27 protein-coding genes are annotated in these 26,872 nt (G+C 52.5%); 12 read left to right on the top strand and 15 right to left on the bottom strand.

The features are described 5' to 3' along the window. Positions 1 to 153: 153 nt before the first annotated feature. The gene (locus OGY13_RS25165; protein ID WP_008785027.1) at positions 154 to 363 is read left to right on the top strand and encodes a protein YoaL; all 210 of its coding nucleotides are present in this window, start codon (positions 154 to 156) and stop codon (positions 361 to 363) included. Then, a complete protein-coding gene (yoaE, locus tag OGY13_RS16470; protein ID WP_008785026.1) occupies positions 351 to 1,910 on the top strand; it encodes a CNNM family cation transport protein YoaE in 1,560 nt (519 codons plus the stop codon). The genes OGY13_RS25165 and yoaE overlap by 13 nt, the downstream gene beginning before the upstream one ends. A 6-nt stretch (positions 1,911 to 1,916) precedes the next feature. On the opposite strand, the gene pdeD is transcribed toward yoaE, so the two are convergent. The 4 genes from pdeD to pabB form a co-directional block, all read right to left on the bottom strand. Beyond that, positions 1,917 to 3,518 (bottom strand): cyclic di-3',5'-guanosine monophosphate phosphodiesterase PdeD, encoded by a 1,602-nt coding sequence (pdeD, locus tag OGY13_RS16465; RefSeq protein WP_008785025.1) that lies wholly within the window; start codon positions 3,516 to 3,518, stop codon positions 1,917 to 1,919. A 130-nt stretch (positions 3,519 to 3,648) separates the two neighbouring features. Further along, complete coding sequence (sdaA, locus tag OGY13_RS16460; protein ID WP_003833765.1) at positions 3,649 to 5,013, bottom strand: L-serine ammonia-lyase; 1,365 nt, start codon at positions 5,011 to 5,013, stop codon at positions 3,649 to 3,651. Positions 5,014 to 5,196: 183 nt separating this feature from the next. Continuing rightward, positions 5,197 to 5,775 carry a CoA pyrophosphatase gene (locus OGY13_RS16455; RefSeq protein WP_213752356.1) on the bottom strand — a complete coding sequence of 193 codons (579 nt, stop codon included), beginning with the start codon at positions 5,773 to 5,775 and terminating at the stop codon, positions 5,197 to 5,199. A gap of 3 nt (positions 5,776 to 5,778) precedes the next feature. Next, entirely contained in the window at positions 5,779 to 7,140 is a 1,362-nt protein-coding gene (gene pabB / locus OGY13_RS16450) for an aminodeoxychorismate synthase component 1 (protein ID WP_213752355.1), read from the bottom strand. An 83-nt stretch (positions 7,141 to 7,223) separates the two neighbouring features. On the opposite strand from pabB, the gene OGY13_RS16445 reads away from it, so the two are divergent. Then, entirely contained in the window at positions 7,224 to 7,403 is a 180-nt protein-coding gene (locus OGY13_RS16445; RefSeq protein ID WP_003020986.1) for a YoaH family protein, read from the top strand. 6 nt (positions 7,404 to 7,409) lie between these two features. Here the strand turns inward: OGY13_RS16445 and OGY13_RS16440 are convergent, their stop codons facing one another. Next, positions 7,410 to 7,754, bottom strand: a complete 345-nt coding sequence (locus OGY13_RS16440) for a RidA family protein (RefSeq protein ID WP_003020984.1) — start codon at positions 7,752 to 7,754, stop codon at positions 7,410 to 7,412. Positions 7,755 to 7,895: 141 nt separating this feature from the next. Between OGY13_RS16440 and yoaA the strand changes: the two genes are divergently transcribed. The 5 genes from yoaA to rnd all read left to right on the top strand — a co-directional run bounded on the left by yoaA (position 7,896) and on the right by rnd (position 14,329). After that, on the top strand, positions 7,896 to 9,806 hold the full coding sequence (gene yoaA, locus OGY13_RS16435; RefSeq protein ID WP_003020980.1) for a DNA repair helicase YoaA: 1,911 nt from the start codon (positions 7,896 to 7,898) through the stop codon (positions 9,804 to 9,806). 58 nt (positions 9,807 to 9,864) lie between these two features. After that, positions 9,865 to 10,560 (top strand): tRNA (adenosine(37)-N6)-threonylcarbamoyltransferase complex dimerization subunit type 1 TsaB, encoded by a 696-nt coding sequence (gene tsaB / locus OGY13_RS16430; RefSeq protein ID WP_032943756.1) that lies wholly within the window; start codon positions 9,865 to 9,867, stop codon positions 10,558 to 10,560. 94 nt (positions 10,561 to 10,654) lie between these two features. After that, on the top strand, positions 10,655 to 11,239 hold the full coding sequence (locus OGY13_RS16425) for a Slp family lipoprotein (protein ID WP_003020975.1): 585 nt from the start codon (positions 10,655 to 10,657) through the stop codon (positions 11,237 to 11,239). A gap of 204 nt (positions 11,240 to 11,443) precedes the next feature. Next, positions 11,444 to 13,129: a long-chain-fatty-acid--CoA ligase FadD gene (gene fadD / locus OGY13_RS16420; protein WP_213752354.1), complete on the top strand. Its 1,686-nt coding sequence runs from the start codon at positions 11,444 to 11,446 to the stop codon at positions 13,127 to 13,129. A gap of 84 nt (positions 13,130 to 13,213) precedes the next feature. After that, the gene (gene rnd, locus OGY13_RS16415; protein WP_003833751.1) at positions 13,214 to 14,329 is read left to right on the top strand and encodes a ribonuclease D; all 1,116 of its coding nucleotides are present in this window, start codon (positions 13,214 to 13,216) and stop codon (positions 14,327 to 14,329) included. A gap of 49 nt (positions 14,330 to 14,378) precedes the next feature. Here the strand turns inward: rnd and OGY13_RS16410 are convergent, their stop codons facing one another. The 4 genes from OGY13_RS16410 to OGY13_RS16395 form a co-directional block, all read right to left on the bottom strand. Beyond that, complete coding sequence (locus OGY13_RS16410; protein WP_008785020.1) at positions 14,379 to 15,344, bottom strand: PDR/VanB family oxidoreductase; 966 nt, start codon at positions 15,342 to 15,344, stop codon at positions 14,379 to 14,381. A 71-nt stretch (positions 15,345 to 15,415) separates the two neighbouring features. Further along, the gene (gene yeaW / locus OGY13_RS16405) at positions 15,416 to 16,540 is read right to left on the bottom strand and encodes a carnitine monooxygenase, oxygenase subunit YeaW (protein WP_003833746.1); all 1,125 of its coding nucleotides are present in this window, start codon (positions 16,538 to 16,540) and stop codon (positions 15,416 to 15,418) included. Between the two features lie 44 nt (positions 16,541 to 16,584). After that, entirely contained in the window at positions 16,585 to 18,186 is a 1,602-nt protein-coding gene (locus OGY13_RS16400) for a BCCT family transporter (protein WP_103014317.1), read from the bottom strand. A 251-nt stretch (positions 18,187 to 18,437) separates the two neighbouring features. Next, positions 18,438 to 19,520, bottom strand: a complete 1,083-nt coding sequence (locus OGY13_RS16395) for a tartrate dehydrogenase (RefSeq protein WP_153752850.1) — start codon at positions 19,518 to 19,520, stop codon at positions 18,438 to 18,440. 103 nt (positions 19,521 to 19,623) lie between these two features. Between OGY13_RS16395 and OGY13_RS16390 the strand changes: the two genes are divergently transcribed. Then, the gene (locus OGY13_RS16390; protein ID WP_020996618.1) at positions 19,624 to 20,541 is read left to right on the top strand and encodes a LysR family transcriptional regulator; all 918 of its coding nucleotides are present in this window, start codon (positions 19,624 to 19,626) and stop codon (positions 20,539 to 20,541) included. 86 nt (positions 20,542 to 20,627) lie between these two features. Here OGY13_RS16390 and minE read toward each other — a convergent pair whose 3' ends face one another. The 3 genes from minE to minC are packed head-to-tail and all read right to left on the bottom strand — an operon-like array spanning position 20,628 to position 22,441. Continuing rightward, entirely contained in the window at positions 20,628 to 20,894 is a 267-nt protein-coding gene (minE, locus tag OGY13_RS16385; RefSeq protein ID WP_003833739.1) for a cell division topological specificity factor MinE, read from the bottom strand. A 3-nt stretch (positions 20,895 to 20,897) separates the two neighbouring features. Continuing rightward, on the bottom strand, positions 20,898 to 21,710 hold the full coding sequence (gene minD, locus OGY13_RS16380; RefSeq protein WP_003020956.1) for a septum site-determining protein MinD: 813 nt from the start codon (positions 21,708 to 21,710) through the stop codon (positions 20,898 to 20,900). Positions 21,711 to 21,733: 23 nt separating this feature from the next. Then, the gene (gene minC / locus OGY13_RS16375) at positions 21,734 to 22,441 is read right to left on the bottom strand and encodes a septum site-determining protein MinC (RefSeq protein ID WP_003833736.1); all 708 of its coding nucleotides are present in this window, start codon (positions 22,439 to 22,441) and stop codon (positions 21,734 to 21,736) included. 126 nt (positions 22,442 to 22,567) lie between these two features. On the opposite strand from minC, the gene OGY13_RS16370 reads away from it, so the two are divergent. The 3 genes from OGY13_RS16370 to ycgN all read left to right on the top strand — a co-directional run bounded on the left by OGY13_RS16370 (position 22,568) and on the right by ycgN (position 24,129). Continuing rightward, positions 22,568 to 22,861, top strand: coding sequence for a YcgL domain-containing protein (locus OGY13_RS16370; protein WP_003833735.1), 294 nt, complete (start codon positions 22,568 to 22,570; stop codon positions 22,859 to 22,861). A gap of 69 nt (positions 22,862 to 22,930) precedes the next feature. Beyond that, a complete protein-coding gene (locus OGY13_RS16365) occupies positions 22,931 to 23,590 on the top strand; it encodes a fumarylacetoacetate hydrolase family protein (RefSeq protein WP_057066794.1) in 660 nt (219 codons plus the stop codon). A gap of 92 nt (positions 23,591 to 23,682) precedes the next feature. Beyond that, entirely contained in the window at positions 23,683 to 24,129 is a 447-nt protein-coding gene (gene ycgN / locus OGY13_RS16360) for a cysteine cluster protein YcgN (protein ID WP_003020944.1), read from the top strand. Between the two features lie 29 nt (positions 24,130 to 24,158). Here the strand turns inward: ycgN and OGY13_RS16355 are convergent, their stop codons facing one another. The 3 genes from OGY13_RS16355 to nhaB all read right to left on the bottom strand — a co-directional run bounded on the left by OGY13_RS16355 (position 24,159) and on the right by nhaB (position 26,827). After that, positions 24,159 to 24,500 carry a TehB family protein gene (locus OGY13_RS16355; protein ID WP_003020940.1) on the bottom strand — a complete coding sequence of 114 codons (342 nt, stop codon included), beginning with the start codon at positions 24,498 to 24,500 and terminating at the stop codon, positions 24,159 to 24,161. Between the two features lie 110 nt (positions 24,501 to 24,610). Next, positions 24,611 to 25,141, bottom strand: coding sequence for a disulfide bond formation protein DsbB (gene dsbB, locus OGY13_RS16350; protein WP_003844060.1), 531 nt, complete (start codon positions 25,139 to 25,141; stop codon positions 24,611 to 24,613). A gap of 141 nt (positions 25,142 to 25,282) precedes the next feature. Continuing rightward, positions 25,283 to 26,827 carry a Na(+)/H(+) antiporter NhaB gene (nhaB, locus tag OGY13_RS16345; protein WP_008785014.1) on the bottom strand — a complete coding sequence of 515 codons (1,545 nt, stop codon included), beginning with the start codon at positions 26,825 to 26,827 and terminating at the stop codon, positions 25,283 to 25,285. Positions 26,828 to 26,872 lie beyond the last annotated feature (45 nt).

Here is a 26,872-nt window from a genome sequence, read left to right as displayed (position 1 = left end):
CGTGAATTATTTTAGATATCGAAAAAAATATTTTATGTGATGAAGATCCGTAATTTAACTTCCGATAAAAAGAAATTTCGAAGGGTAAAATATCTCCGAAACAACTTATTGCAAAGGAAGGTAAATCTTTGCTAAAAACAGCTTCTCTCTGTTATGTTTAGCATCTGTTTAATTACTCAGGAGTATAGGGCAGTAGCCCACCATATGGATCGTCACCGACGTCATTTCACCTTCAGGCCGTATCAAGCCTGTCAGATTGGCACTTTTTGCCACAAATTTTCTCTGCATATCGCTTTAACGCCTGAGATCCTCAGCGCGCAGTTTGGTCATTCCTTAAGCAGGAGCTTGTCATGGAATTATTAATGGACCCGCAGATTTGGGTGGGTTTGCTCACGCTTGTCGTTCTCGAAATTGTTCTGGGTATTGATAACCTGGTCTTCATTGCGATCCTGGCTGATAAGCTGCCGCCGAAACAGCGTGATAAAGCGCGTTTAATCGGTTTGTCACTGGCACTGATTATGCGTCTGGGCTTGTTGTCCGTGATTTCGTGGATGGTGACGCTGACAAAGCCGCTGTTCACGGTAATGGACTATGCGTTCTCGGGGCGCGATCTGATTATGCTGCTGGGGGGTATCTTCCTCTTGTTCAAGGCTACGACAGAGCTGCATGAGCGGCTGGAAAACCGTGAACATGATACCGGGCAGACGAAAGGGTATGCGAGCTTTTGGGTTGTCGTAACGCAGATTGTCATCCTCGACGCGGTGTTCTCGCTGGATGCCGTGATTACAGCGGTCGGTATGGTCAACCATCTGCCAGTGATGATGGCGGCAGTAGTGATTGCCATGGCCGTGATGCTGCTGGCCTCTAAGCCGCTGACACGATTTGTGAACCAACACCCGACGGTGGTGGTGCTGTGTCTGAGCTTCCTGTTGATGATTGGTCTGAGCCTGGTTGCCGAAGGGTTTGGCTTCCATATTCCGAAAGGTTATCTGTATGCGGCGATTGGTTTCTCGATCATCATCGAGTTGTTTAACCAGATTGCCCGTCGTAACTTTATTCGCCACCAGTCGACGCTGCCGCTGCGTGCACGTACTGCCGATGCAATCCTGCGTCTGATGGGCGGTAAACGTCAGGCCAGCGTGCAGATGGAATCCGATAACCCGGTGCCGGTTCCTGTCCCGGAAGGCGCGTTTGTGGAAGAAGAACGCTATATGATCAACGGCGTCCTCTCCCTGGCGTCGCGTTCGTTACGCGGCATTATGACGCCTCGTGGTGAAATCAGCTGGGTTGATGCCGACCTGAGCGTGGCAGAAATTCGCGAGCAGTTGCTCTCATCACCTCACAGCCTGTTCCCGGTGTGTCGTGGGGAACTGGATGAAATCATCGGTATCGTGCGTGCTAAAGAGCTGCTGGTGGCGCTGGAAGACGGTGTGGATGTGGCGGCGATTGCCTCTGCTTCTCCGGCTATTGTTGTTCCGGAGACGCTGGACCCGATCAATCTGTTAGGCGTACTGCGTCGTGCCCGCGGTAGCTTCGTTATCGTCACTAACGAGTTTGGCGTAGTACAGGGTCTGGTCACGCCGCTGGACGTATTAGAAGCCATTGCCGGTGAATTCCCTGATGCCGATGAAACACCTGAAATTATTGCTGATGCAGGTGGTTGGTTGGTCAAAGGCGGTACCGATCTGCATGCGTTGCAACAGGCGCTGGACGTGGATACGTTAGTGAATGAAGACGAAGATATCGCCACGGTGGCAGGTTTAGTCATTGCGGCTAACGGCCATATTCCACGCGTAGGTGATGTTATCGAGGTTGCACCGCTGAGCATTACGATTGTCGAAGCGAATGACTATCGTGTGGATTTAGTTCGCATTGTTAAAGAACAACCCGCTCACGACGAAGATGAGTAACTGGGTTTAGCGAAACGGCATGACGGGCATACTGTGTCGCCCGTTATGTCGGGTGGGCGGCGGCGTGCTGCCCGCCAGCCATTTTGGGAAATCACGCAGCGGCATTGGCTTTGCGTACAAAAAACCTTGCAACAAATGTACGCCGTGTCGGCGCAAATGCTGAGCCTGCGCTTGGGTTTCAACGCCTTCCGCCACCAGTTCTATATTCAATTTTTTCCCCAAAGCGATAATGATGTCTGTGACGGTTGAGTTCACGGCGTCTGTTCCTATTGCCGAAGTAAATGATTTATCGATCTTCAGCACATCCGGGCGGAGTTTTTCCAGCCAGGAGAGCGAGCTGTTACCGGTACCGAAATCATCAATTGCCAGTTTTACGCCAAGACGATTTAATTCGCGTACGACCCGATAATCCACATCCAGTAACGCATCTCGTTCGGTCAGTTCGATAACCAACTGCTGGATTGGGTGCTGACTGAACCAGTACTGATTAAGATCTTTTAGCAGCGTGCCGTTACGAAAATGGCTGGCGGCGACATTAATCCCAATATGAAACTGACTGCTCATCGGGAAAACGTGTCTTTGCTGAATGGTTTCTGCGATGACATGACGGGTTAGCGGCACAATCAGGTTGTGCTCCTCAGCGATGGGAATAAACACTTCCGGAGAGATCCAACCCTGGCGTGGGTTATTCCAGCGTAGAAGAATCTCCACGCCCATGCATTGCTGGGTTTGCGCATTAAGCAGCGGCTGGCAAAACAGCTCGAATTCCCGAGCAGCAAGGGCCAGATTAATCTCCCAGGAAAAACTCATTCTGCTGGCAGTCGCCAGCCATGCCAGGTAACCTACTAATAAACTTAGGATCACCGCCAGCGGCAGCTGTGTTGGCAGATGTTTAATCGCCAGTTCACTGGGACCGGGGCCGGTGACGCTAATGGTAAACGGGAAATGTTGAGATGACAGCTGGTAGCGTTTTTCATCATTTAGCTTAGGCAGAGTATCGACCACACCTTGATCATACAGTAGATGCCGATTACCAACGGTTAAGCTGGCATCGGTGATCTGCGGCGGCTGGGGTTCAAGCAACATAGACGACAATAAATCAATATTGACGATTTCCAGCACGCCATCTTCACCATCGGCAGAGGACGGGTACCATTGCGTCAGAATCGGGCTGCCTTTAATCAGCGAATGGTCAGTAGACAGCAGCAGTTGCGGTTCCCGGCTGGGTAATTCGGGCTGTAGTTGACGAATGGGGACATTGCGATACCCAAAAATGCTGGAGCAATAGAGGATCCCGCTTTGAATCAGATTAATAGAACGCACCGTTTGCAGTCTTGCGGCATGTTTGCTTAACGGTAAACGTGCCACTGAGCAGGGGAGGCCAATTAACGGCAGCAATACATCACGTCCGGTCTGCAAGGGTAAAAGCACGTCATCCAGTTCTTCTACAGCATGGTTGGCAAAGGTGACGATATTTCGGTGATTTAAATTACGCTCCGAAATAAATCGAACAGTTAATGTGAGGATGAGCGTCAGTAGTGCACATACTGTGCAGACGATTAAGCGATTCCGGCGATAATTTTTAATGATCCGTTGTGCTGTTTGCATGCGGGCCGCCCGATAAGCCGTTGGTCACAGAAGCCAACAGCAACAGAGCAAGTGTAGTGGGGAAAATTACAGTAGACGAGGGAGAGGGGGCAAATTCGCCCATCCGTCGCAGATGGGCGAAAATTAAGTATTAGTCACATTGAACTTTGATTGCCAGGCCACCGCGTGACGTTTCGCGGTATTTGGCGTTCATGTCTTTACCTGTTTCGTACATGGTCTCAATGACTTTATCCAGCGAGACGCGCGGCGCGCTGGTACGGCGCATTGCCATACGCGCAGCGTTGATCGCCTTCACTGAAGCAATGGCGTTACGCTCAATGCACGGAACCTGTACCTGACCGGCAACCGGATCGCAGGTTAAGCCGAGGTTATGTTCCATGCCGATTTCGGCAGCAACACACACCTGCTCAGGGCTCGCGCCCAACAGTTCAGCCAGACCAGCGGCAGCCATGGAGCAGGCTACGCCCACTTCACCCTGACAACCTACTTCTGCACCAGAGATTGAGGCGTTCATTTTGTACAACGCGCCAATTGCACCGGCCGCCAGGAAATAGCGGGTATAGATATCCGGGCTGACGGACTCGATGAAATGATCGTAATAGGCCAGTACCGCAGGCACGATACCGCAGGCACCGTTGGTTGGCGCTGTCACCACGCGACCGCCCGCGGCGTTTTCTTCGTTAACGGCCAGCGCGAACATGTTCACCCAGTCGATCACGTTCATCGGATCGTTGGACAGCTTATCGCTGGAAACCAGCATACGACGCAGAGCTGAAGCACGACGAGGAACGCGCAGCGGACCCGGCAACACACCTTCGGTGTTCATGCCACGATCGATACAGGCCTGCATGGTTTGCCAGACGTGGCCAAAGTACTCTTCAATCTCTTTTTTGCTGTGCAGAGCAAGTTCGTTCTGCATCGCCATGCCAGAGAGAGACAGGCCGGTGCTGTTGCAGTACTCCAGCATTTCAGTCGCGGATTTGAACGGATAAGGCACGCTGACCTCGCCCGCGGCATCCTGACCAAAATGTTCTTCATCAACGATGAATCCACCGCCGATTGAGTAGTAGGTTTTGCTATAAATGACGGTTTCGCCATTGTACGCATGGATCTGCATTCCGTTTTCATGCAGCGGCAGGTTGCCGTTGTGAAAACGCATCCCGTCATTCTGCGGGAAATCCACTTCGTGCTGACCCTGTGCAAGCAGCAGGCGTCCACGCGTTTCTACGTCGCGGATAAATCCGGGGATGCTATCAATATCCACGGTAGCAGGCTCATTGCCCGCCAGACCCATAATAATGGCGATATCGGTGTGGTGACCTTTACCCGTGAGCGACAGTGAACCATACACGTCGACGGCGACACGAGTAACGCTGTCCAGTAATCCTTTTTCGACCAGGTCATCGACGAACTGTTTACCCGCCTTCATAGGCCCTACGGTATGGGAAGATGAGGGACCAATCCCCACCTTAAACATGTCGAATAGACTAATCACGATAATACTCCTACAGGGCGACTGGGCTTTCCAGTAACGATGTTATAACTGCGCATAGTGTAAGAGGGAACGCGGCGATCGGCTTAACTATTCACATGAATTAAACTAATAGATAACCGCGGTTTTACTAATGTTGTGACCTGAGTTTCAAGTTGTCTATGGCGCGCGTAAAGATAAGTATAGTCAGGCCTTGACGCCAATTTGCAGCGCCAGCTCACGAATTATTCCGGCAGTCATTCCCCAGACGAAATATTGCTCATACCAGGAAAGCCATACGCGATGTGAATCGCCACGACGGTAAATATCCAACGGGTGGTAACGACCTAAATGCAGGGCCTGGGCCAGCGGCATTTCGAACACTGCTGAAACTTCATCTTCACTGGCGCGATACGGCAGATTAGGCGGGATAATGCCTACCACTGGGGTGACCTGGAAACCGGTCACGCTGTCGACCGGCGGCAGAACGCCGATCACTTCTACGCATGAAGGTGGGATCGCTACCTCTTCCCGTGCCTCGCGAAGGGCGGCGGCAATTAACGAGGCATCACTGCTATCCACCGCCCCACCGGGGAAGGCGACCTGTCCGGCGTGCTTGCGCAGGTGAACGGAACGCTGGGTTAACAACAACCCGGGCTGTGGACGACGCACGACGGGGATCAGTACGGCGGCCTGGCGCTGGTTTAACGCGGCATGATTGACCTGCGGGCGCAGGAGTTGAAAGCGCGATAAAAAATCATCAAGCGTCAGGCTGCTGTATTCCACGTCTCAGTTCTCCAGTTGGTGCAAAATACGATTCACTTTATCAAATGTTTCCTGATATTCAGCTTCTTCCTGACTGTCCGCCACTATGCCGCCGCCAGCGGAACAATAAATTTGTCCGTTTGTGGCTGTCAGTGTGCGAATGGTGATGCTGGTATCCATATTGCCGCAGAAACTCAGATAACCGATGCTGCCGCACCAGGCATTACGTCTTTGTGGCTCCAGTTCGTCAATAATTTCCATCGCCCGCACTTTCGGCGCACCGGTAATAGAGCCGCCGGGGAAGGCTGCGCGTAGCAGATCGGTGGCGTGTAATGACTCTGGCAGACGTGCGGTAATGGTGCTGACCAAATGATGAACGGCAGGGAACGGTTCGACGACAAACAGCTCCGGAACCTGTACCGAACCCGGTACGGCAACGCGGCCAATATCATTACGCATCAAATCGACGATCATCAGGTTCTCCGCACGATCCTTCGGCGAATTCGCCAGCCGCCGGGCCTGCTCACGATCGGCATCGGCATCTTCAAGCCTGGGCAACGTACCTTTAATAGGACGGGTCTGGATATGCTGGTTCTCCAGCAGAATAAAACGTTCTGGCGAAAGGCTGAGGATAACGCCTTCCTCAAGACGAATAAACGCGCTGAACGGGGCGCGGTTAGCGTGATTGAGTTTGACAAATGCCTGCCACTCATCCCCCTCGTAATGCGCTTGAAAACGCTGCGCGAGGTTGACCTGGTAACAATCGCCGCTGTGCAGATAGCCCTGTACCTGGCGGAATTTTTCGCCATACCGGGCGCGGCTCATATTGGACTGCCACGCCGAGGTCAATGTAAACGGCTCACGCGTTGGCGGTTGTTGCGCGTCGAGCCATTTCAGGCGAGCCTCGACATCGGTATGGCTGAGCAGCGATACGGTCTGCAACTGGTGGTCAACAATCAGCGCCCAGTCGTAAATGCCAACGGCCATATCCGGTAGCGTAATATCGCGCTCAGCAATAGTCGGCAGAGATTCAAAGCGTCGGCCAAGGTCGTAGCCAAACAGACCTAACGCGCCGCCCTGAAACGGCAGATCCGGGTGATAGTCGGGGTGAATCTTGTGTGCAGCTAGCGCGGAATGTAATACCGTCATTGGATCATCAAGCGAGCGCGTGATTGCGTGCCCGTCCTGCACTACGGTCTCTTCAGCACGTGTAACCAACGTGGTGACGGGATCCGCCACCAGAATATCAAAGCGGTTATGCGGATGGTCGGCTTGACCTGAATGCAGCAGCATCGCCCAGGGCAGATGGCTTAATGTCGAAAAATAGCGTTCAGCGGCGTCCTGACGCCAGGGTAATGTGATTACTGCGGGAGATAACGTCTTCATCAGTCCTGACTCGTTGCTACTCTACTGGCTAACTGCCCGGTAGCATGAAATAATTAGCGCAGACAATTTAGCAGGAGTTAACAATGTTTGCAGGTTTACCTTCACTCAGTCATGAGCAGCAGCAAAAAGCGGTAGAGCGTATTCAGGAGCTGATGTCGCAGGGGATGAGCAGCGGACAAGCCATTGCTCTGGTTGCTGAAGAGTTACGCGCCAGTCATACCGGCGAGCGGATCGTGGCGCGTTTTGAAGATGAAGACGAATAACGCCGCTTAAACTGCAGCGATTATCTTAATCTCAACTTTGTATTTCGGGTTCATCAATCCGGCCTGAACGGTACAACGTACCGGCGCGTGGCCAGCAACGACCCACGCGTCCCAGGCTTTGTTCATGGCGGCAAAATCGTTTTTGTCTGCCAAAAACAGGGTGGCATCAAGAATACGTGACTTGTTGCTGCCTTGTTTTTCCAGCACCGCATCAATTTGCGCCAGCGTATTTGCCGTCTGCTCAAAGGCGTCTGCATCCAGATTTTCCGGCACGCCGGTGTAATACAGCGTGTTGTTGTGGATTACCACGTCGGACCAACGCGCTTCGGCATCAATGCGCACAATCGTCATAAATCATTCCTCGTTTACGTTTTTTCATAATAGCTTTGGGTTGCGCCAAGACTGCCATAATGTTGTGCCCACGTCACCTCTTCAACTGGCGAAAGACCCGCTGGCCTGACATAATCCCTGTTCAAATGAACAGGGGGCAGTGTGACGGACGATTTTGCAGCAGACGGTCAGTTGGCTAAAGCGATACCGGGTTTTAAACCGCGAGAACCACAGCGGCAGATGGCCATCGCTGTCAGTCATGCCATCGAAAAATCACAACCGCTGGTGGTAGAAGCCGGAACCGGAACGGGTAAAACCTACGCTTATCTTGCCCCAGCGCTGCGTGCCGGAAAGAAGGTCATTGTCTCCACGGGCTCGAAGGCGTTGCAGGATCAGCTATACAGCCGCGACCTCCCGACCGTCGCGAAAGCACTGAAGTTCACCGGTAAACTGGCGCTGCTGAAAGGGCGTTCAAACTATCTGTGCCTTGAGCGTCTCGAACAGCAGGCGCTGGCGGGTGGCGACTTGCCGGTACAAACGTTAAGCGACGTCATTCTGCTGCGCTCCTGGTCAAATCAAACCCTTGATGGGGACATCAGCACCTGCGTCAGCGTGGCGGAAGACTCTCAGGCCTGGCCGCTGGTGACCAGCACTAATGACAACTGTCTGGGCAGCGACTGCCCGCTGTATAAAGAGTGTTTTGTCGTTAAAGCGCGTAAAAAAGCGATGGATGCGGATGTCGTCGTGGTTAACCATCATCTGTTTCTCGCCGATATGGTGGTAAAAGAGAGCGGGTTTGGCGAACTGATCCCGGAAGCTGATGTGATGATCTTCGATGAAGCGCATCAGTTACCGGATATCGCCAGCCAGTACTTTGGTCAATCGCTCTCCAGTCGCCAGCTGTTAGACCTGGCGAAAGACATCACCATTGCCTATCGCACCGAGCTGAAAGACACTCAGCAGCTGCAAAAGTGCGCCGATCGCCTTGCACAAAGCGCTCAGGACTTCCGCTTGCAGCTTGGTGAGCCGGGCTATCGCGGAAACCTGCGGGAACTGCTGGCCGACCAGCGCGTACAGCGCGCGTTTTTGCTGCTCGATGACACGCTGGAGCTGTGTTATGACGTGGCGAAGCTGTCTCTCGGACGTTCGGCATTGCTGGATGCCGCGTTTGAGCGCGCCACGCTTTATCGTGCGCGTCTGAAGCGCCTGAAAGAGATCAACCAGCCAGGCTTCAGCTACTGGTATGAATGCACCTCCCGCCATTTCACCCTCGCGCTGACGCCGCTTACGGTGGCGGATAAATTCAAAGAAGTGATGGAACAAAAGCCGGGCTGCTGGATTTTTACTTCCGCGACGCTGTCGGTAAACGATGACCTTCATCATTTCACTGCACGACTGGGTATTGAAGATGCCGAGTCGATGCTGCTGCCAAGCCCATTTGATTACACGCGTCAGGCGCTGCTGTGCGTACCGCGTAATCTCCCGCAAACCAACCAGCCGGGGGCTGCGCGTCAGCTGGCATCCATGCTGCGACCTATTATCGAAGCGAACAACGGTCGCTGTTTTATGCTGTGCACTTCGCACGCGATGATGCGCGATCTGGCGGAACAATTCCGCGCTACTATGACGCTTCCCGTACTGCTGCAGGGCGAAACCAGCAAAGGACAACTGCTACAGCAGTTTGTCAGCGCAGGTAATGCGCTACTGGTTGCCACCAGCAGCTTCTGGGAAGGCGTGGACGTGCGCGGTGATACCCTGTCGCTGGTAATAATCGATAAACTGCCGTTTACCTCGCCGGACGACCCGCTGTTAAAAGCCCGAATGGAGGATTGTCGACTGCGCGGCGGCGATCCGTTTGAAGACGTCCAGTTGCCGGATGCGGTAATCACCCTGAAGCAGGGGGTAGGGCGTCTGATACGTGATGCTGACGATCGCGGCGTGCTGGTGATTTGCGACAATCGTCTGGTTATGCGGCCATACGGCGCCACCTTCCTGGCGAGTCTTCCTCCTGCGCCGCGGACGCGTGACATCGCTCGCGCGGTTCGCTTTCTTGCCATACCAACGACTGAGTAATTTGTTACGGAGTGTGGTAAGATGCGCGCCAAATTTATTGATCTGATCACAAACACCCATGCGAATTCTGGCTATCGATACCGCCACAGAGGCGTGCTCTGTTGCCCTGTGGAATGACGGTACTATCAAGGCTCACTTTGAGCTTTGCCCACGAGAACACACCCAACGAATTTTACCGATGGTTCAGGAAATCCTGGCCGCTGGCGATCTCACGTTAACCGATATCGACGCCCTGGCGTTTGGTCGCGGTCCCGGCAGTTTCACCGGCGTGCGTATCGGTATTGGCATTGCTCAGGGGCTGGCGTTAGGCGCAAACTTACCGATGATCGGCGTCTCCACCCTGGCTACCATGGCGCAGGGCGCCTGGCGTAAGTCGGGCGCGACTCGCGTGCTGGCGGCGATTGACGCGCGAATGGGCGAAGTCTACTGGGCCGAATACCAGCGTGATGACAACGGTAACTGGCACGGTGAAGAAACCGAAGCGGTGTTAACCCCCGAGCAGGTACATGAGCGTTTATTGCAGCTGTCTGGCGACTGGGTGACGGTCGGGACGGGCTGGCCGGCATGGCCTGAGCTTGGTAAAGACAGCGGGCTGACGCTCAGCGATGGTGACGTGCTGCTTCCAGCGGCTGAAGACATGCTGCCCGTCGCCACGCAAATGCTGGCTGCGGGTGAGACCGTAGCGGTCGAACACGCTGAACCGGTTTATTTACGTAACACCGTGGCGTGGAAGAAACTTCCCGGTAAAGAATGAATCTTAGTAGTAGAACCCCGGCTAAGACGTACAGTCGTCAGTGCACAGCATTGTGAACAGGCCGGGGCAGAAGCTAAGAAAAGGGAGTCACAATATGGCGGTGCAAAAGCAGTTATTGAAAGGTGTGTTGGCGGGGGCCTTAGCGTTAATGCTTAGCGGCTGCGTCACCATCCCGGATGCGATTAAAGGTTCGAGCCCGATGCCGCAGCAGGATCTGGTGCGGGTGATGAATGCGCCGCAGCTGTATGTCGGACAGGAAGCGCGTTTCGGCGGCAAAGTGGTGGATATTCAGAACCAGCAGGGAAAATCCCGTCTGGAAATTGCCACCGTTCCGCTCGATAGCGGTGCACGCCCCGTGCTGGGTGAAGCCTCTCGTGGGCGGATATATGCTGATGTAAATGGCTTCCTTGACCCGGTGGACTTTCGCGGGCAACTGGTCACTGTCGTCGGCCCGATAAGCGGTACAGTGGACGGAAAAATCGGTAATACGCCGTATAAATTCATGCTGATGCAGGTAACTGGTTATAAACGCTGGCATATTACTCAGCAGATTGTCATGCCGCCTCAGCCTATCGACCCCTGGTTCTACGGTGCGCGTGGCTGGCCTTACGGTGGCTACGGCGGATGGGGCTGGTACAATCCCGGCCCGGCACAGGTTCAGACCATAGTAACAGAGTAACTCTTTGTTTTATTGGTAAAAGAAACAGCGGCTCGTCCGCTGTTTCTGCATTAACGTGGATATAAGAAAAATAAATAGTGACGTGCTTCGCAACCTTGTCGTTGTGTAATAAACAAACTGGTACGCTGAGTTAATATTATGTTAACAGTTTGTTTATTGCCTGGGGTTGTGATGACGACGAATACGCATTTTAGAGGTGATGTATTGAAAAAGGTTTGGCTTAACCGTTATCCCGCTGGTGTTCCTGCGGAGATCAATCCTGACCGTTATCAATCCCTGGTGGAACTCTTTGAACACTCAGTAAGACGCTATGCCGATCAGCCCGCGTTTGTAAACATGGGGGAGGTGATGACCTTCCGCAAGCTTGAAGAGCGTAGCCGTGCGTTTGCCGCTTATTTGCAACAGGGACTCGGGCTGAAAAAGGGCGATCGCGTCGCGCTGATGATGCCGAATCTGCTGCAATATCCGGTCGCACTGTTTGGGATTTTACGTGCCGGCATGATCGTCGTGAACGTGAACCCGTTGTATACGCCTCGCGAGCTGGAACATCAGCTCAACGACAGCGGCGCGTCGGCGATTGTCATCGTATCTAACTTTGCTCATACGCTGGAAAAGGTGGTCGACAAAACGTCGGTGCAACACGTGATCCTGACGCGTATGGGCGATCAGCTGTCTACCGCCAAAGGAACGCTGGTTAACTTTGTCGTGAAGTACATCAAGCGCCTGGTGCCGAAGTATCACCTGCCGGATGCCATCTCATTTCGCAGTGCGCTGCAAAACGGCTATCGTATGCAGTATGTGAAGCCCGAAGTGGTGTCGGAAGATTTGGCGTTTCTGCAATATACCGGCGGGACAACCGGCGTGGCGAAAGGCGCGATGCTTACACACCGCAACATGCTGGCTAACCTTGAGCAGGTTCATGCTACCTACGGTCCGTTGCTGCATCCGGGTAAAGAATTAGTGGTGACGGCGTTACCGCTGTATCACATTTTTGCGCTAACGATGAACTGTCTGCTGTTTATTGAGCTAGGCGGTCAAAACCTGCTGATTACTAACCCGCGTGATATTCCGGGGCTGGTAAAAGAGCTGGCGAAGTATCCGTTTACCGCGATGACCGGCGTCAATACGCTGTTTAACGCGCTGCTGAATAACAAAGAGTTCCAGCAACTGGACTTCTCGTCACTGCATCTCTCGGCAGGTGGCGGAATGCCGGTTCAACAAGCGGTAGCTGAGCGCTGGGTGAAGCTGACGGGGCAGTATCTTCTGGAAGGTTATGGCCTGACGGAGTGCGCGCCGCTGGTGAGTGTTAACCCTCACGATATTGACTACCACAGCGGAAGTATCGGTTTACCGGTTCCCTCCACTGAGGTCAAGCTGGTGGACGACGACGACAACGAAGTGCCGCCGGGAGAACCGGGTGAGCTGTGTGTGAAAGGTCCACAGGTGATGCTGGGCTACTGGCAGCGACCGGACGCCACTGACGAAATCATCAAAGACGGCTGGCTGCACACCGGCGATATTGCGGTGATGGATGATGAAGGCTTCCTGCGTATTGTCGATCGTAAGAAGGACATGATCCTGGTATCCGGCTTTAACGTCTATCCGAACGAAATTGAAGACGTGGTTATGCAACACCCTGGCGTGCAGGAAGTGGCTGCGGTTGGGGTTCCGTCCGACAGCAGCGGTGAAGCGGTGAAAATTTTCGTAGTGAAGAAAGATGCCTCGTTAACCGATGACGCACTGGTCACTTTCTGTCGTCGTCACCTGACGGGCTATAAAGTACCAAAGCTGGTGGAGTTTCGCGATGAGTTGCCGAAATCTAACGTTGGTAAAATTTTGCGACGAGAATTACGTGACGAAGCGCGTGCCAAAGTGGACAATAAAGGCTGAGCGTTAAGTCAGCCAGTAGAAAACGCCGGGAAATCCGGCGTTTTTTTTGGCGCAAACCTAAGAGAGCACGATTTGAATTATCAAATGATCACCACGGACGACGCGTTGGCCACGCTGTGCGAAGCCGTCCGTGAATTTCCGGCGATAGCCCTGGATACAGAATTTGTTCGCACGCGTACCTATTATCCGCAGTTGGGGCTGATCCAGCTGTTTGATGGCAAACACGTTGCTCTGATTGATCCGCAGGGGATCACCGACTGGTCGCCGCTGCGCGATATTCTGCGTGATACTGCCATCACCAAATTCCTGCATGCAGGTAGCGAAGATCTGGAAGTGTTTCTCAACGCTTTTGGCGAACTGCCGCAGCCGTTGATTGATACACAAATTCTGGCTGCTTTTTGCGGTCGTCCGCTGTCGTGGGGGTTTGCCGCGATGGTGGAAGAGTTTACGGGGGTGGCGCTGGACAAAAGCGAATCCCGCACCGACTGGCTGGCCAGACCGCTGACCGAGCGTCAGTGTGAGTACGCGGCGGCTGATGTCTGGTATCTATTACCGATCACCACAAAACTGATGGTCGAAACTGAAGCCAGCGGCTGGCTGCCAGCCGCACTGGACGAATGTCGCTTAATGCAGCAGCGTCGCCAGGAAGTTCTGGCGCCTGAAGACGCATGGCGCGATATCACTAACGCCTGGCAGCTGCGTACCCGTCAGTTGGCCTGCTTGCAACTGCTTGCCGACTGGCGACTGCGTAAAGCACGTGAGCGCGATCTGGCAGTGAACTTTGTAGTGCGTGAAGAACACCTGTGGTCGGTCGCTCGTTATATGCCAGGGAGTCTGGGTGAACTGGACAGCCTCGGCCTTTCCGGTAGTGAAATTCGCTTCCACGGCAAAACGCTGATTTCTCTGGTAGAAAAAGCGCAGGCTTTACCGGAAGAATCACTGCCACAGCCGCTGCTGAATTTGATGGATATGCCTGGATACCGCAAAGCGTTTAAAGCCATTAAGGCGCTGGTTGCCGAGGTGAGTACTGAGCATAATCTTAGCGTCGAACTGCTGGCTTCACGCCGTCAAATCAACCAGCTACTCAACTGGCACTGGAAATTAAAGCCGCAGCAGACCCTGCCGGAGTTGGTTTCCGGTTGGCGTGGCGAACTGATGTCCGATCGTCTCAACGCGCTGCTGCAGGAATATCCGCAGTAAGTCACCAGGCTCGCCGGGTTGCGCCATTGCTAACCCGGCCTGCGCAACGCTACAAATCAAGCACCAGGCGCTTACCTTTGGCGCGTGAGCAGCAAATAAGCATGCTTTGCTGGCTGGCTTTTTCGTCGTCGCTGAAATACTGATCGCGGTGATCCGCTTCCCCTTCAAGAATCGTCGTTTCACAGGTGCCGCAAACACCTTCCCGGCACAGGCACTCAACGCGCGCGGCTTTGTTATTTTCGATAACCTGCAAAATGGTCATCTCTTCCGGGACCACAAACTCGCGTCCGGAACGCGCCAGAACCAGGGTAAAGGCATCACCGCTTTTATCTTCCAGTGCAAATTGTTCGAAATGTAGCGTATTGCTGTCCAGTCTATGGAGGGAAGCCACTTCTCTGACGGCATCGTTGAGCACTGCTGGCCCGCAGGTGTAAATATGTGTGCCGGGTTCGATATCGGCCAGCAGGCGAGATAAATCAAGGCGTGTCCCTGCGCTTGACAGATGCAGATGAATACGATCGACGCTGGGGTGTTGCAGAAGTTCGTCATAAAACGCGCAGTTGTCCTGACTGGGAGAGCAATAATGCAGTTGCCATTGCGCCTTAGAGTGTTCCAGTTCCGGGATATGCGATAAAAACGGTGTGATGCCGATACCTCCGGCAATCAACAGATGTTGTTGTGCCTGAGGGGCGAGGGCGAACAGATTGTTTGGTGTGGAGATCGTGAGCGTGTCGCCGGGTTTCACGTTTTGATGCAGATATCGTGAGCCGCCTTTGGATGCTTCCTCCAGTCGTACGGCGATTTGCCAGGCGCTCGTATCAAAGGGGGAACTCATCAGCGAGTAAGCATTGCTGTACAGATTCTCGCCATCGCGCATCTGCACGATAATATGGCTGCCACCCTGAAACGCGGGCAACGGCTCGCCTGATGTCGCCGTTAAAGTAAAGCGTTTTACCTGCGCGGTAATCGTCTCAATCCGGCTGACCCGGACTTCTTGCATTTGATAATCAGACATTGCGGCACTCCCTAAAAAATCTGTCCGGCGCGGCTTAACGATGCGCCGGAACCTGTCGTTACAGCCTCTGGTTATTCCTGAAACACCTGCGCGACCAGATTATGGAAATGGGCAATGCCATGTTCGGAGATACCGCTGCCGCTGGTGTCGGCCATAATGCGGCCCTGACCGCGATACCCGCGCGATTTCAACCCTTTTTGGACGCTTTCAACCAGACGTAAATCTTCAGGGCGGAAGACGTTGCGATACCATTCGATCAGTTGTTTCTGCTCTTCGGTCAGCTCTTCGTTGGTGAAGTAGATGTCATAGTTTTGCAGCGTAGTTTCTGCATCCACTGGAAATTCGTAGATAACGGTCATCATGCCTTTGATTGGCGTAACGTTGAGCATGGTGCACGGCCACAGCCAGAAACCGTGGAAGGCGGCATCAACACCTTCTTCGAACTTAAATGACTGCTCTGACGGTTTGGCGAAACCGTATTGTAGCGTCCAGTTGCCGTGCATAGTATGCCAGTAACGATCAACCTGAACCGAGTCGGAAAAACCAGGGTGAGCCGGGCCGCAGTGGTAGCACTCCAGATAGTTATCGACAATATTCTTCCAGTTGGCTGGAGTTCGGGTCGTAAAGCGCGCCGCCAGCTTCAGGTCATGCACATCAGGGCAGGCTTCGATAACTTTGTCTGCAAGACCTGGGAGTTGTTCTTCTACGCTGCCCGCGTTCGGATCCATGTTGATAAACACGAATCCGGCATATTCTTCCAGCCGTACCGGGGTGAGATGTGCTTTCTCACTGTCGAAGTTGGCAACGTTTTCGCAGTTACGTGCATGCGCCAGGTTACCGTCAAGCTTGAATGCCCAGGCGTGGTAAGGGCAGGTAATCACATTTTTCGCTTTCCCTTCGCCGCTCAACAGTTGATGACCACGATGCGGGCAAACGTTGTAGAACGCGCGCAACACGTTATCGCGACCACGTACCAGCACGATGTTCTCGCCAATCACTTCCCGGGTTACATAATCATTGGGTTTCGCCAGTTCGCTACTGTGGGCTACACAAATCCAGCTCTTAGCGAACACTTTCTCCTGCTCGTGCTCGAAGGCCTGATGGTCGGTATAGAACCGGGCAGGAATAGTCCAGGCGTCCTGCGGGTTGGCACAGAAATTTTGCGGCAGAATAAACTCAGGGCTCAGATTGCTCATTGGAATACCTTTAATTTGTGAGTAAGAGGATTTTTTACTGGCGCTTAATTGTCGCCTTTGAGTAATGTCCCGGCCGATGGTGCGACGGGGACGTCCACTGGCGTTTCGGGGAGATGACCTTCAATTTGATGTGCAGGAACGTGGGCATAGTCCTGCCGTACCCAGCGAAGAAAACCGCCAACCTTCACCAACAGAATGGCGAGGAAGGGAAGTGCGGTCAGAACCACCGTGGTCTTCATGGTTTCCAGGGACGCGCCGGTGAACAAAATTGATAATGGGATCAGGGTGATGACCACGCACCAGAACAGACGTAAGCTACGCTGCGGATCTTCCCCTTCCTGCAGGTTACGCGTGCTGGTGGCCGCCATGGTGTAGGCGACGGCATCCATATGCGAGGCGAGAAAAATAATCATGATCGCCAGATACGCCACCAGGAACAGTTTCCCGGCAGGCAACGACATCAACACTTGCTGTACGGCTGTTTCGCCGCCTAACGTGGCCATAACCTGCGGTACGTCGATCACACCGTTCACAAATTGGTGAATGGAGTAGCTTTCCATCACGCCAAAGAAGAACCAGCAGCCAACGGTACTACCCAGGATTAACGCCCAGATAACCTCTTTGATTTTGCGACCACGGGATACGCGAGTGACAAACATTGCCACGCCAGGGGTGTAGGAGATCCACCACAGCCAATAGAACACCGTCCAGTTGCGGGTGAACTCACCGTTGCCGAGCGGGTCGGTGAACAGACTCATCTGCAAAAAGTTTTGTGTCGTCAGACCGATGGCGTTAATGATGTTGTTGGTGATGAACTCGGTCGGGCCGACAATCAGCACCAGCAGCGGCAGTAAAAACGCCCCCCAGCCGACCATTTTGCTCAGACGTTGCAAGCCGTTGTTGATGCCAATCCAGGAGCTCAGACAGAAAATGCCGCCAGAGAACAGGATAACAAACGCCTGTACGGTGAAATTATCCGGTAAACCTGTGAGAGCAGATAAACCACGGGTAAAGGTGGCGGCGGTGACAACCAGAGAGATGGTTAACGCGCCAACTGTGGCGATCAGGAACATCAAATCAACCAGCCGGCCCCAGACGCCCTGCGGATGCACGCCGGTGATAGCGGCGATTATTCCGGACAGGCTCAGCCCTTTGTTTTTCCGCACATGAAAGTGGTAGGCCATGGTTAATGAAGCCAGCGTATAGGTCGCCCAGGCGCTGATTCCCCAATGGAAAAAAGAGTAGGGTAAGCTGTATTCCAGCGCTTTTTGCGAGTGCGGAGCGATATTCAGACCCGGGGTCTGGTAATAATAGGCCCACTCAGCAACGCCCCAGTAGAGCGTGGAGGAACCTAGTCCGGCACAAATAAACATAAACAGCCAGGACAGCGTGCTGTATTCCGCTTTTCCTTCTCCCAGACGAATGTTGCCGTATTTGCTGGTGGCCAGCCAGACGACCAGACCCATCGCCATCAGAACGAGGATCTGCACGGCGGAACCCAGCATCCGGGTAACGCCGTTAAAAAGGGTATTTGCGACTTGTGCAGACTGCTGAGGGAAGAGACTAAGTGTGGCGGCGATGAAAAGAATAGCCACCAGACTGATGGCTATCAGCGGCATGTCTTTTTTCTTAACGTTGCTCAACATGGGATCTCCTGGGCACAGTTGCCCGCGTATGGCATTAGCCTGTCGTTGTTATCATGCTGTAGGGAATCAGTGATTTTGTGTTTAACAATTTTATTATTTGTTCTTTACATGAATTAAACAATTGCCCGATGCGTGAAGCAATAAAACACGGAACGGAAATAATAAAAGGTGAATTGGCGCAGGTTATTGGCGCCATAAAAAGCATAAAAAAGCCGCGTCAGTGACGCGGCTCATATTCCGTGGTTTGACCTCTAACGCAATGCCCGAGAGATGGCCTCGCCAACCTGTTGGGTGGTGGCATTGCCTTTCATATCCGGTGTTTTCGGGCCGCTGGCAATAACCTGCTCAATTGCCGCCAGAATACCGTCGTGGGCGGCTTTATAGTTAGCATCACCGTTGCCAAGGAAGTCGAGCATCATGGCGCCAGCCCAGATAGTCGCTATAGGGTTGGCGATGTTCTTGCCGTAGATATCGGGGGCCGAACCGTGTACTGGCTCGAACAGAGACGGGAAGGTACGTTCCGGGTTTAAGTTGGCTGAAGGCGCAATGCCGATCGTTCCGGTACAGGCTGGACCGAGATCGGAGAGGATGTCGCCAAACAGGTTGGAGGCAACCACCACGTCAAAACGCTCCGGCTGCATCACAAAGCGGGCGCAGAGTATATCAATATGCTGTTTATCCCAACGGATCTCGGGATAGTGAGCCGCCATTGCTTCCACGCGCTCGTCCCAGTACGGCATGCTGATGGCCAGGCCGTTGGATTTGGTCGCCGAGGTCAGGGTTTTGCGCGGGCGATTTTGTGCCAGCTCGAAAGCGTAACGCAATATACGATCGACACCGCGACGGGTGAAGACCGACTCCTGGATAACCACTTCGTGTTCTGTACCTTCGCTTACGCGTCCGCCGAGTGAAGAGTATTCTCCCTCGGTGTTCTCGCGCACCACGTAGAAATCGATGTCGCCAGGCTGCTTACCTGCCAGTGGGCAAGGTACGCCCGGAAACAGGCGTACCGGGCGCAGGTTGACATACTGGTCGAATTCGCGGCGAAACTTAAGCAGCGAGCCCCATAATGAGATGTGGTCCGGTACGGTTTCCGGCCAGCCAACGGCACCAAAATAGATAGCATCGAAGGATTGTAACTGCTCGTGCCAGTCATCCGGCATCATCTTCCCGTGATGGGCGTAGTACTCGCAGCTGGCCCATTCCATTTGCTCAAAGCTGAGTGACAACCCCCAACGCTCGGCGGCTGCCTGCAACACCTGAATGCCTTCAGGCAGGACTTCTTTACCAATGCCATCTCCGGGGATAGCGGCAATACGACAGGTTTTCTTCATAGCAGCTCTCACTTGTACGCCATCAAAATTGACTTTCCCCGTATCCTATAATTGACTGATTAATAGTTAATCCCCCTAACTGGTGAAACATAAAACACAGATCATGAATAATCTGCCGCTGCTAAATGATTTACGCGTCTTTATGCTGGTTGCACGTCGTGCGGGATTTGCCGCCGTTGCCGAAGAGCTGGGCGTATCTCCGGCTTTTATCAGTAAGCGCGTTGCCCTGTTGGAGCAAACGCTGAACGTGGTGCTGTTGCACCGAACAACGCGGCGCGTAACCATCACGGAAGAGGGGGAGCGGATCTACGAATGGGCACAGCGGATCCTGCAGGATGTCGATCAGATGATGGACGAGCTGTCCGATGCCAGGCAGATCCCGCAGGGGATGCTACGAATTATCAGTAGCTTTGGTTTTGGCCGCCGGGTGGTCGCTCCGGCGCTGTCTGCGCTGGCAAAAGAGTACCCGCAGTTAGAACTGAGGTTCGATGTTGAAGACCGTCTGGTCGATATGGTCAATGAGGGCGTCGATCTCGATATTCGTATCGGGGATGATATCGCGCCGAACCTGATTGCCCGCAAGCTGGCGACTAACTATCGTATTCTGTGCGCCTCGCCGGAATTTGTGGCGCGGCATGGAGTGCCGAAACAACTGAACGATCTTTCTACTTTCCCCTGCCTGGTTATTAAAGAACGTGACCATCCGTTTGGTATCTGGCAAATGCGTAATAAAGAGGGCGCACACTCAATAAAGGTTACGGGGCCGCTGTCGTCTAACCATGGCGAAGTGGTACATCAATGGTGTCTGGATGGGCAGGGAATTGCTTTGCGTTCGTGGTGGGACGTTTGCGACAACATTGCCAGCGGACATCTGGTGCATATATTGCCTGAGTATTATCAACCCGCCAATATATGGGCGGTTTATGTCTCCCGGCTGGCGACGTCGGCAAAAATCCGTATTACGGTTGAGTATTTACGCCGCTATTTTGCCGAAAACTACCCAAAGTTTACTTTGGAATAAATGCTCGATAGGTTAGTCAGAGACAGAAAATAAAAAAGGCAGAATAATCTGCCTTTTTCGTAACCATGATTTAGCGACAAAAGAGCTTATTTAGACTCTTCCGCTTCAGGTAATGTCACGTTAAGTTCGAGGATCGAAATATCGCCGTCTTTTTGTTCAAGTTGTACTGTGACCATTTCGGGATCAATTTGTACATACTTGCAGATAACGTCGAGAATATCCTTGCGCAGCTGCGGTAAATAATGTGGCTCGGCGTCACTACGACGACGTTCCGCAACAATAATCTGCAGTCGCTCTTTAGCGATGTTCGCTGTGCTCTTTTTCCGCGAGAGAAAAAAATCCAGTAATGCCATAACTTATCCTCCGAACAGGCGTTTGAGGAAACCTTTCTTCTCTTCTTCAATGAAGCGGAAAGGACGTTCTTCTCCCAACAGACGGTCTACGGTATCAGCATAGGCTTTACCGGCATCAGCATTGATGTCGAGAATAACCGGCTCACCCTGGTTAGACGCGCGCAGGACTGACTGATCTTCAGGAATCACGCCAACCAGCTTGATTCGCAGAATTTCCAGTACGTCTTCCATGCTCAGCATGTCACCTTTATTAACGCGGCCAGGGTTGTAGCGCGTCAGCAACAAATGCTCTTTAATTGGATCTTCACCGTTTTCCGCGCGACGAGATTTCGACGCCAGAATACCCAGTATACGGTCAGAGTCACGTACAGAGGAGACTTCCGGGTTGGTGGTAATAATCGCTTCATCGGCAAAATACAGGGCCATCAGCGCACCGGTTTCAATACCCGCCGGAGAGTCGCAGACGATGAAGTCGAATTCCATCGTTTTCAGATCGTCCAGAACTTTCGCGACGCCTTCACGCGTCAGCGCGTCTTTATCGCGAGTTTGTGAGGCCGGAAGAATAAAGAGATTTTCGGTACGCTTATCTTTGATTAGCGCCTGATTTAACGACGCATCGCCCTGAATAACGTTGACGAAGTCGTAAACGACGCGGCGTTCACAACCCATAATCAGATCAAGATTACGCAGGCCGATATCAAAATCAATAACGACAGTTTTCTTTCCCTTCTGGGCCAAACCTGTAGCGATGGCCGCGCTGGAGGTGGTTTTGCCAACGCCCCCTTTACCCGAAGTAACAACAATAATGCGTGCCATAGAAATTCCTTGTTAAAAAGGGATCAATTCAACGGTTGAACTGTCAAAGCGTTCTCTGCTAATTGCAGACGTGCCGCTTTGCCATAAAATTCTGCTGGGATTTTATCACTCAGCCAATAAACACCTGCGATAGACACCAGTTCTGCCGTCAGATGGGTACAAAAAATTTGCGCTTCCCGGTCACCGCTTGCGCCTGCCAACGCACGGCCTCTCATCATTCCATAAACATGAATATTGCCATCAGCGATAAGCTCTGCGCCTGCACTGACGTGGCTTGTAACAATCAGATCACATTGTGGTGCATAAATGCGCTGACCGGAACGAACCGGCACATTTATTAATCGTGTTTTTGTGATGGGAGTAACGTTTTGTGGCGGAGCGACGGGAGCCGGGGCCTCAACGGGCGCAGGACGAATAGCTTTTTCTTTACCTTCAGTCAGTAAAGGAAGACCCATTTCGTCGATTTCTGCCTTGAGTCTGGCATCTTTGCATCCGCTAACGCCGATAATGCGCAATCCGGTAGACGCGACAACCTTCTGCAGCGCTGACCAGTTTACCGGGCTTTCAAGACCACTCACGTTAACCACTACGGGAGCATGTTTTAAAAAAGCAGGTGCCTGCGCGATTTTGTCTTCCAACGCCTGACGAATAACCTCGGGTTCTGCTTCATGTAAATGAACCACTGATAAGGTGAAGCTACTGCCTTTAAGCTCGATTGGCGTGTTTGACATCCTGGCCTTACTCAATTTGCTATTTATCATCCCCAGCGCGGGGTGATATTCCGAAGACTATAAGGCATGTTATAGTCAGTATTATATTGAGGCAAGCCACCATTCCGTGAATTCAGAGTAAAAGATATGTTTTGTGTGATCTACCGAAGCAGTAAACGTGACCAGACCTATTTATATGTCGAAAAAAAAGACGATTTCTCGCGAGTTCCAGAAGAACTGATGAAAGGATTTGGTCAGCCGACGCTGGCAATGATGTTGCCGCTTGATGGCCGTAAAAAGCTGGTTAATGCCGATCTGGAAAAAGTAAAACAGGCACTCACCGAGCAGGGCTATTATTTACAAATACCACCGCCGCCAGAAGATTTACTTAAACAGCATCTGGCCGCGACGAAACAAAATACACCAGACGATAAACGTTAAACTGCATCCGGCAGCAGCACGCCCCATCGATGCAGTACCTGAAATTGATAACTACGTTAGGGGAAAGTAATGTATCAACATCATAACTGGCATGGTGCTCTGCTGGATTATCCGGTGAGTAAGGTGGTTTGCGTAGGGAGTAACTATGCCAACCATATTAAAGAGATGGGTGGAACGCCTCCGGAAGAACCGGTGCTGTTTATTAAACCGGAAACCGCGCTGTGCGATTTACGCCAGCCGCTGGTGATCCCATCTGATATGGGTTCGGTTCACCATGAAGTTGAGCTGGCTGTTTTGATTGGCGCGACCCTACGTCAGGCGACGGAAGAACATGTGCGCAAAGCCATTGCGGGCTATGGCGTCGCGTTGGATCTGACCCTGCGTGATATTCAGGGCAAAATGAAGAAGGCGGGGCAACCGTGGGAAAAAGCGAAGGGCTTTGATAACTCTTGCCCGCTGTCAGGGTTTATTCCGGTGGCGGAATTTAATGGTGATCCTCAGGATACGATGCTCGGGTTAACGGTTAACGGTGAGCAGCGCCAGCACGGCACCACGGCGGATATGATCCATCACATCGTTCCTTTGATTGCCTACATGAGTCGTTTCTTTACCCTCAAAGCGGGCGATGTTGTGTTGACGGGGACGCCAGCAGGAGTTGGGCCGTTAAACAGCGGTGATGAGCTGGCTATCAGTTTTCATGGTCAAACGCTGACGACACGCGTGCTGTAATCTCTTCTTGCCGCCTTTTCGGGCGGCAAAACTTGCATCAGCGTGCCAGACTGGTTATAAGGTGCAGCTTTATTGCAATAGCGGATACCCTGATGAGCGACATACCTTTCTGGCAAAGTAAAACCCTGGATGAAATGACCGATGCCGAGTGGGAGTCATTATGTGACGGGTGTGGTCAATGCTGCCTGCATAAGCTGATGGATGAAGACACCGACGAAATCTATTTTACTAACGTCGCGTGTAAGCAGCTCAATATCAAAACCTGTCAGTGCCGTAATTACGAACGCCGATTCGAGTACGAGCCTGACTGTATCAAACTGACGCGCGATAATCTGCCCACCTTTGAATGGCTGCCGATGACCTGTGCGTATCGTCTGCTAGCGGAAGGTAAAGGGCTGCCGGAGTGGCATCCACTGCTGACGGGATCAAAAGCGGCGATGCACGGTGAACGTATTTCAGTACGTCATATTGCAGTGAAAGAATCGGAAGTGCGTGACTGGCAGGATCATATTTTGAACAAACCTTCATGGGCGGACTAAGCCGCCCATCGATTAGCAGGCGTTAAGGCTTAAGACTTTTTCGCCTGATACATCTCATCGCCATGGTTGTCATCTTCAACCCAGAAATTGATGTTGAATTGGGCGTCGTCGCTTAATTCAACGCGATGCCAGTACTGCGGCGGACTGGTCGCAAACTGACCGGCATTAATCACCACTTTTACTTCAGGCTCTTTTGCGTCTTCATTGGCAAAGCCGTAATACGTTACCGTACCTTCCATCACACAAAGCTGGCCAAAAACGCCTGCTGCAGTGTTATGGTGAGAAAGAAGTGCTGCCGGGACGTTGTCTTTCGTGAAGAAGGGAGTAGAGCGTTTAACTTTCCAGTTTGCCGGGATGCGTAAATGGGACATAAGACATCTCCTTGGTGTGGCATCCATAAGATGTATTTAATATAAATCTTATAGATGCCAGCAGGCAATGAATTTAAGGCAAAAAAAACGCTCCCGAAGGAGCGTCTCTGTTAGCGACCGAAGAGGTCACGTTTTTTCGGTTTGAACGGCTGTGCTATCACAACCAGCACGGCGACCACCAGGTAGGCGGCGAAGATCCCCAACAGCCACTGCGGCATTTCCAGGGTTAAAAAAGACCACTGGCGCTCAGCACAGTCACCGGACGCTAAAAACACCTGCGGCAGCCATTTGTCCAGCGGCAGCCAGCTTGGGAAGCGTGCGGCAAAATCACAGGTCATAAACGGGGATGGGTGCAGCTGAATCATGGTGTGCTCATACGCTAACTGAAGTCCGCGCCAGGCACTGTAAATCCAGATTATCATCGCTACATAGCGCAGCGGTGTTTTTGGTGCGATAGCACCCACCAGCCCTGCACCCATCACGCCAAATAATGCGCTACGTTCGTAAATACACAACACGCAAGGTTTTAGCAGCATGACGTGCTGGAACCACAGCGCGACGAGCTCCAGCGCAAAGGCGGTTAACGCCAACAATAACCATGCTCCACGACCTCGGGAGCACTGGTTTAAAAATCGCAACATAATCATTTCCCTGCAACATGCGTAGAGACCGCAGTTTAAACCAATTCACTTTATGCGCCACTAGCGGGAATTGAAAATTTGCGTAATCGGATATTTATCATGCAAAAAGTCAAACCGGGCAGTGATTTGCCCGGTTAATTGTTATGAAAGTGTAGCTAACCAGCCCGTTTGGGTCATCCACTCGGTCACCGGAACTAGTGTGAACTCGACGCAAAGCAGGCCGACGAGCGTCAGGACGAGAGTATAAGGCAGGGCCATCCACACCATGCGACCATAAGAGAGGCGAATCAACGGCGCCAGTGCAGAGGTCAGCAGGAACAGGAATGCAGCCTGGCCGTTTGGCGTGGCCACCGAAGGCAGGTTGGTCCCGGTATTGATCGCCACCGCCAACAGCTCAAATTGGTTAAGGCTGATGGTCCCATGTTCCATCGCGGCTTTGGCTTCATTGATATAAATCGTACCAACAAAAACGTTATCAGAGATCGAAGACAGCAGGCCGTTGAAGAGATAAAACAGCGTCAGTTGTGCATGTTCAGACGACTGCAACACAAACTGAATAATCGGTGAAAAGAGTTGTTGATCGATAATCACCGCGACAATAGAGAAGAACACGGTCAGCAGCGCGGTGAACGGCAGCGACTCGGTAAAGGCTTTACCTATCGCATGTTCGTCGGTGACGCCGGTCAACGAGGTTGCCAGAATGATGACCGACAAACCGATCAATCCGACTTCTGCCAGATGCAGGGCCAAAGCAACGACCAGCCAGACGCCAATAATCGCCTGGACAATCAGTTTGATTTTGTCCTGGCGGGTACGTTGTTGGCGGCTCTGATCGTCAAACTGTTGCAGGACATCACGGACGGTCTCCGGCAGCGTTTCGCCATAGCCAAACCAGCGCAATTTCTCGACCAGTACACAGGTTAACAGGCCGCAAATCAGTACCGGGACGGTAACTGGCGACATGCGCAGGAAGAAGTCGCCAAAATGCCAGCCAGCCGCTTTGGCAATAATCAGGTTTTGTGGCTCGCCCACCATGGTCATCACGCCGCCTAACGCCGTACCGACACCCGCGTGCATCATCAGGCTACGCAGAAAACCGCGGAACTGCTCAAGTACGACTTTATTGTGCTGATCGATATGGCTGTCATCAAGCATGTTGTTGTCTTCCGCGCGAGAAGAAGCAACGCGATGGTAGATACCATAAAACCCGACCGCAACGCTGATTACCACGGCAACGACGGTCAACGCATCGAGGAACGCAGAGAGGAAAGCGGCTGCAACACAAAAAGACAGTGACAGCAGCGTCTTGGAGCGAATAGTGAGCAGCAGACGCGTGAAAATAAACAGTAATAACTGCTTCATAAAGTAGATGCCTGCCACCATAAACATCAGCAGCAATAACACCTCAAGGTTTGCGGCAACCTCTTCACGCACATGCGTGGCGCTGGTCATACCAATAATGACAGCTTCGATAGCCAACAGCCCGCCTGGCAGCAGTGGGTAGCATTTTAACGCCATCGCCAGCGTGAAAATGAACTCGGCCACCAGCAACCAGCCGGCGATAAAAGGGTTGATGAAAAAAATAATCGGGTTAACGACTAAGAAGACAAGCAGTGCAAGTTTGTACCAGTCTGGTGATTGACCTAAAAAATTGCGCCACATCGCGCGGCCCCATGATAGCTCCATGGTGATTTCCCTACCTTTAAAAATGAAATCATGTTTTTATGTTTG

The organism is Citrobacter sp. Cpo045, from assembly GCF_030332875.1.
Taxonomy (GTDB): Bacteria; Pseudomonadota; Gammaproteobacteria; order Enterobacterales; family Enterobacteriaceae; genus Citrobacter; species Citrobacter portucalensis.
Note: the sequence above shows the minus strand (reverse complement) of the source record. Positions and strands in the feature narration are given on the sequence as shown.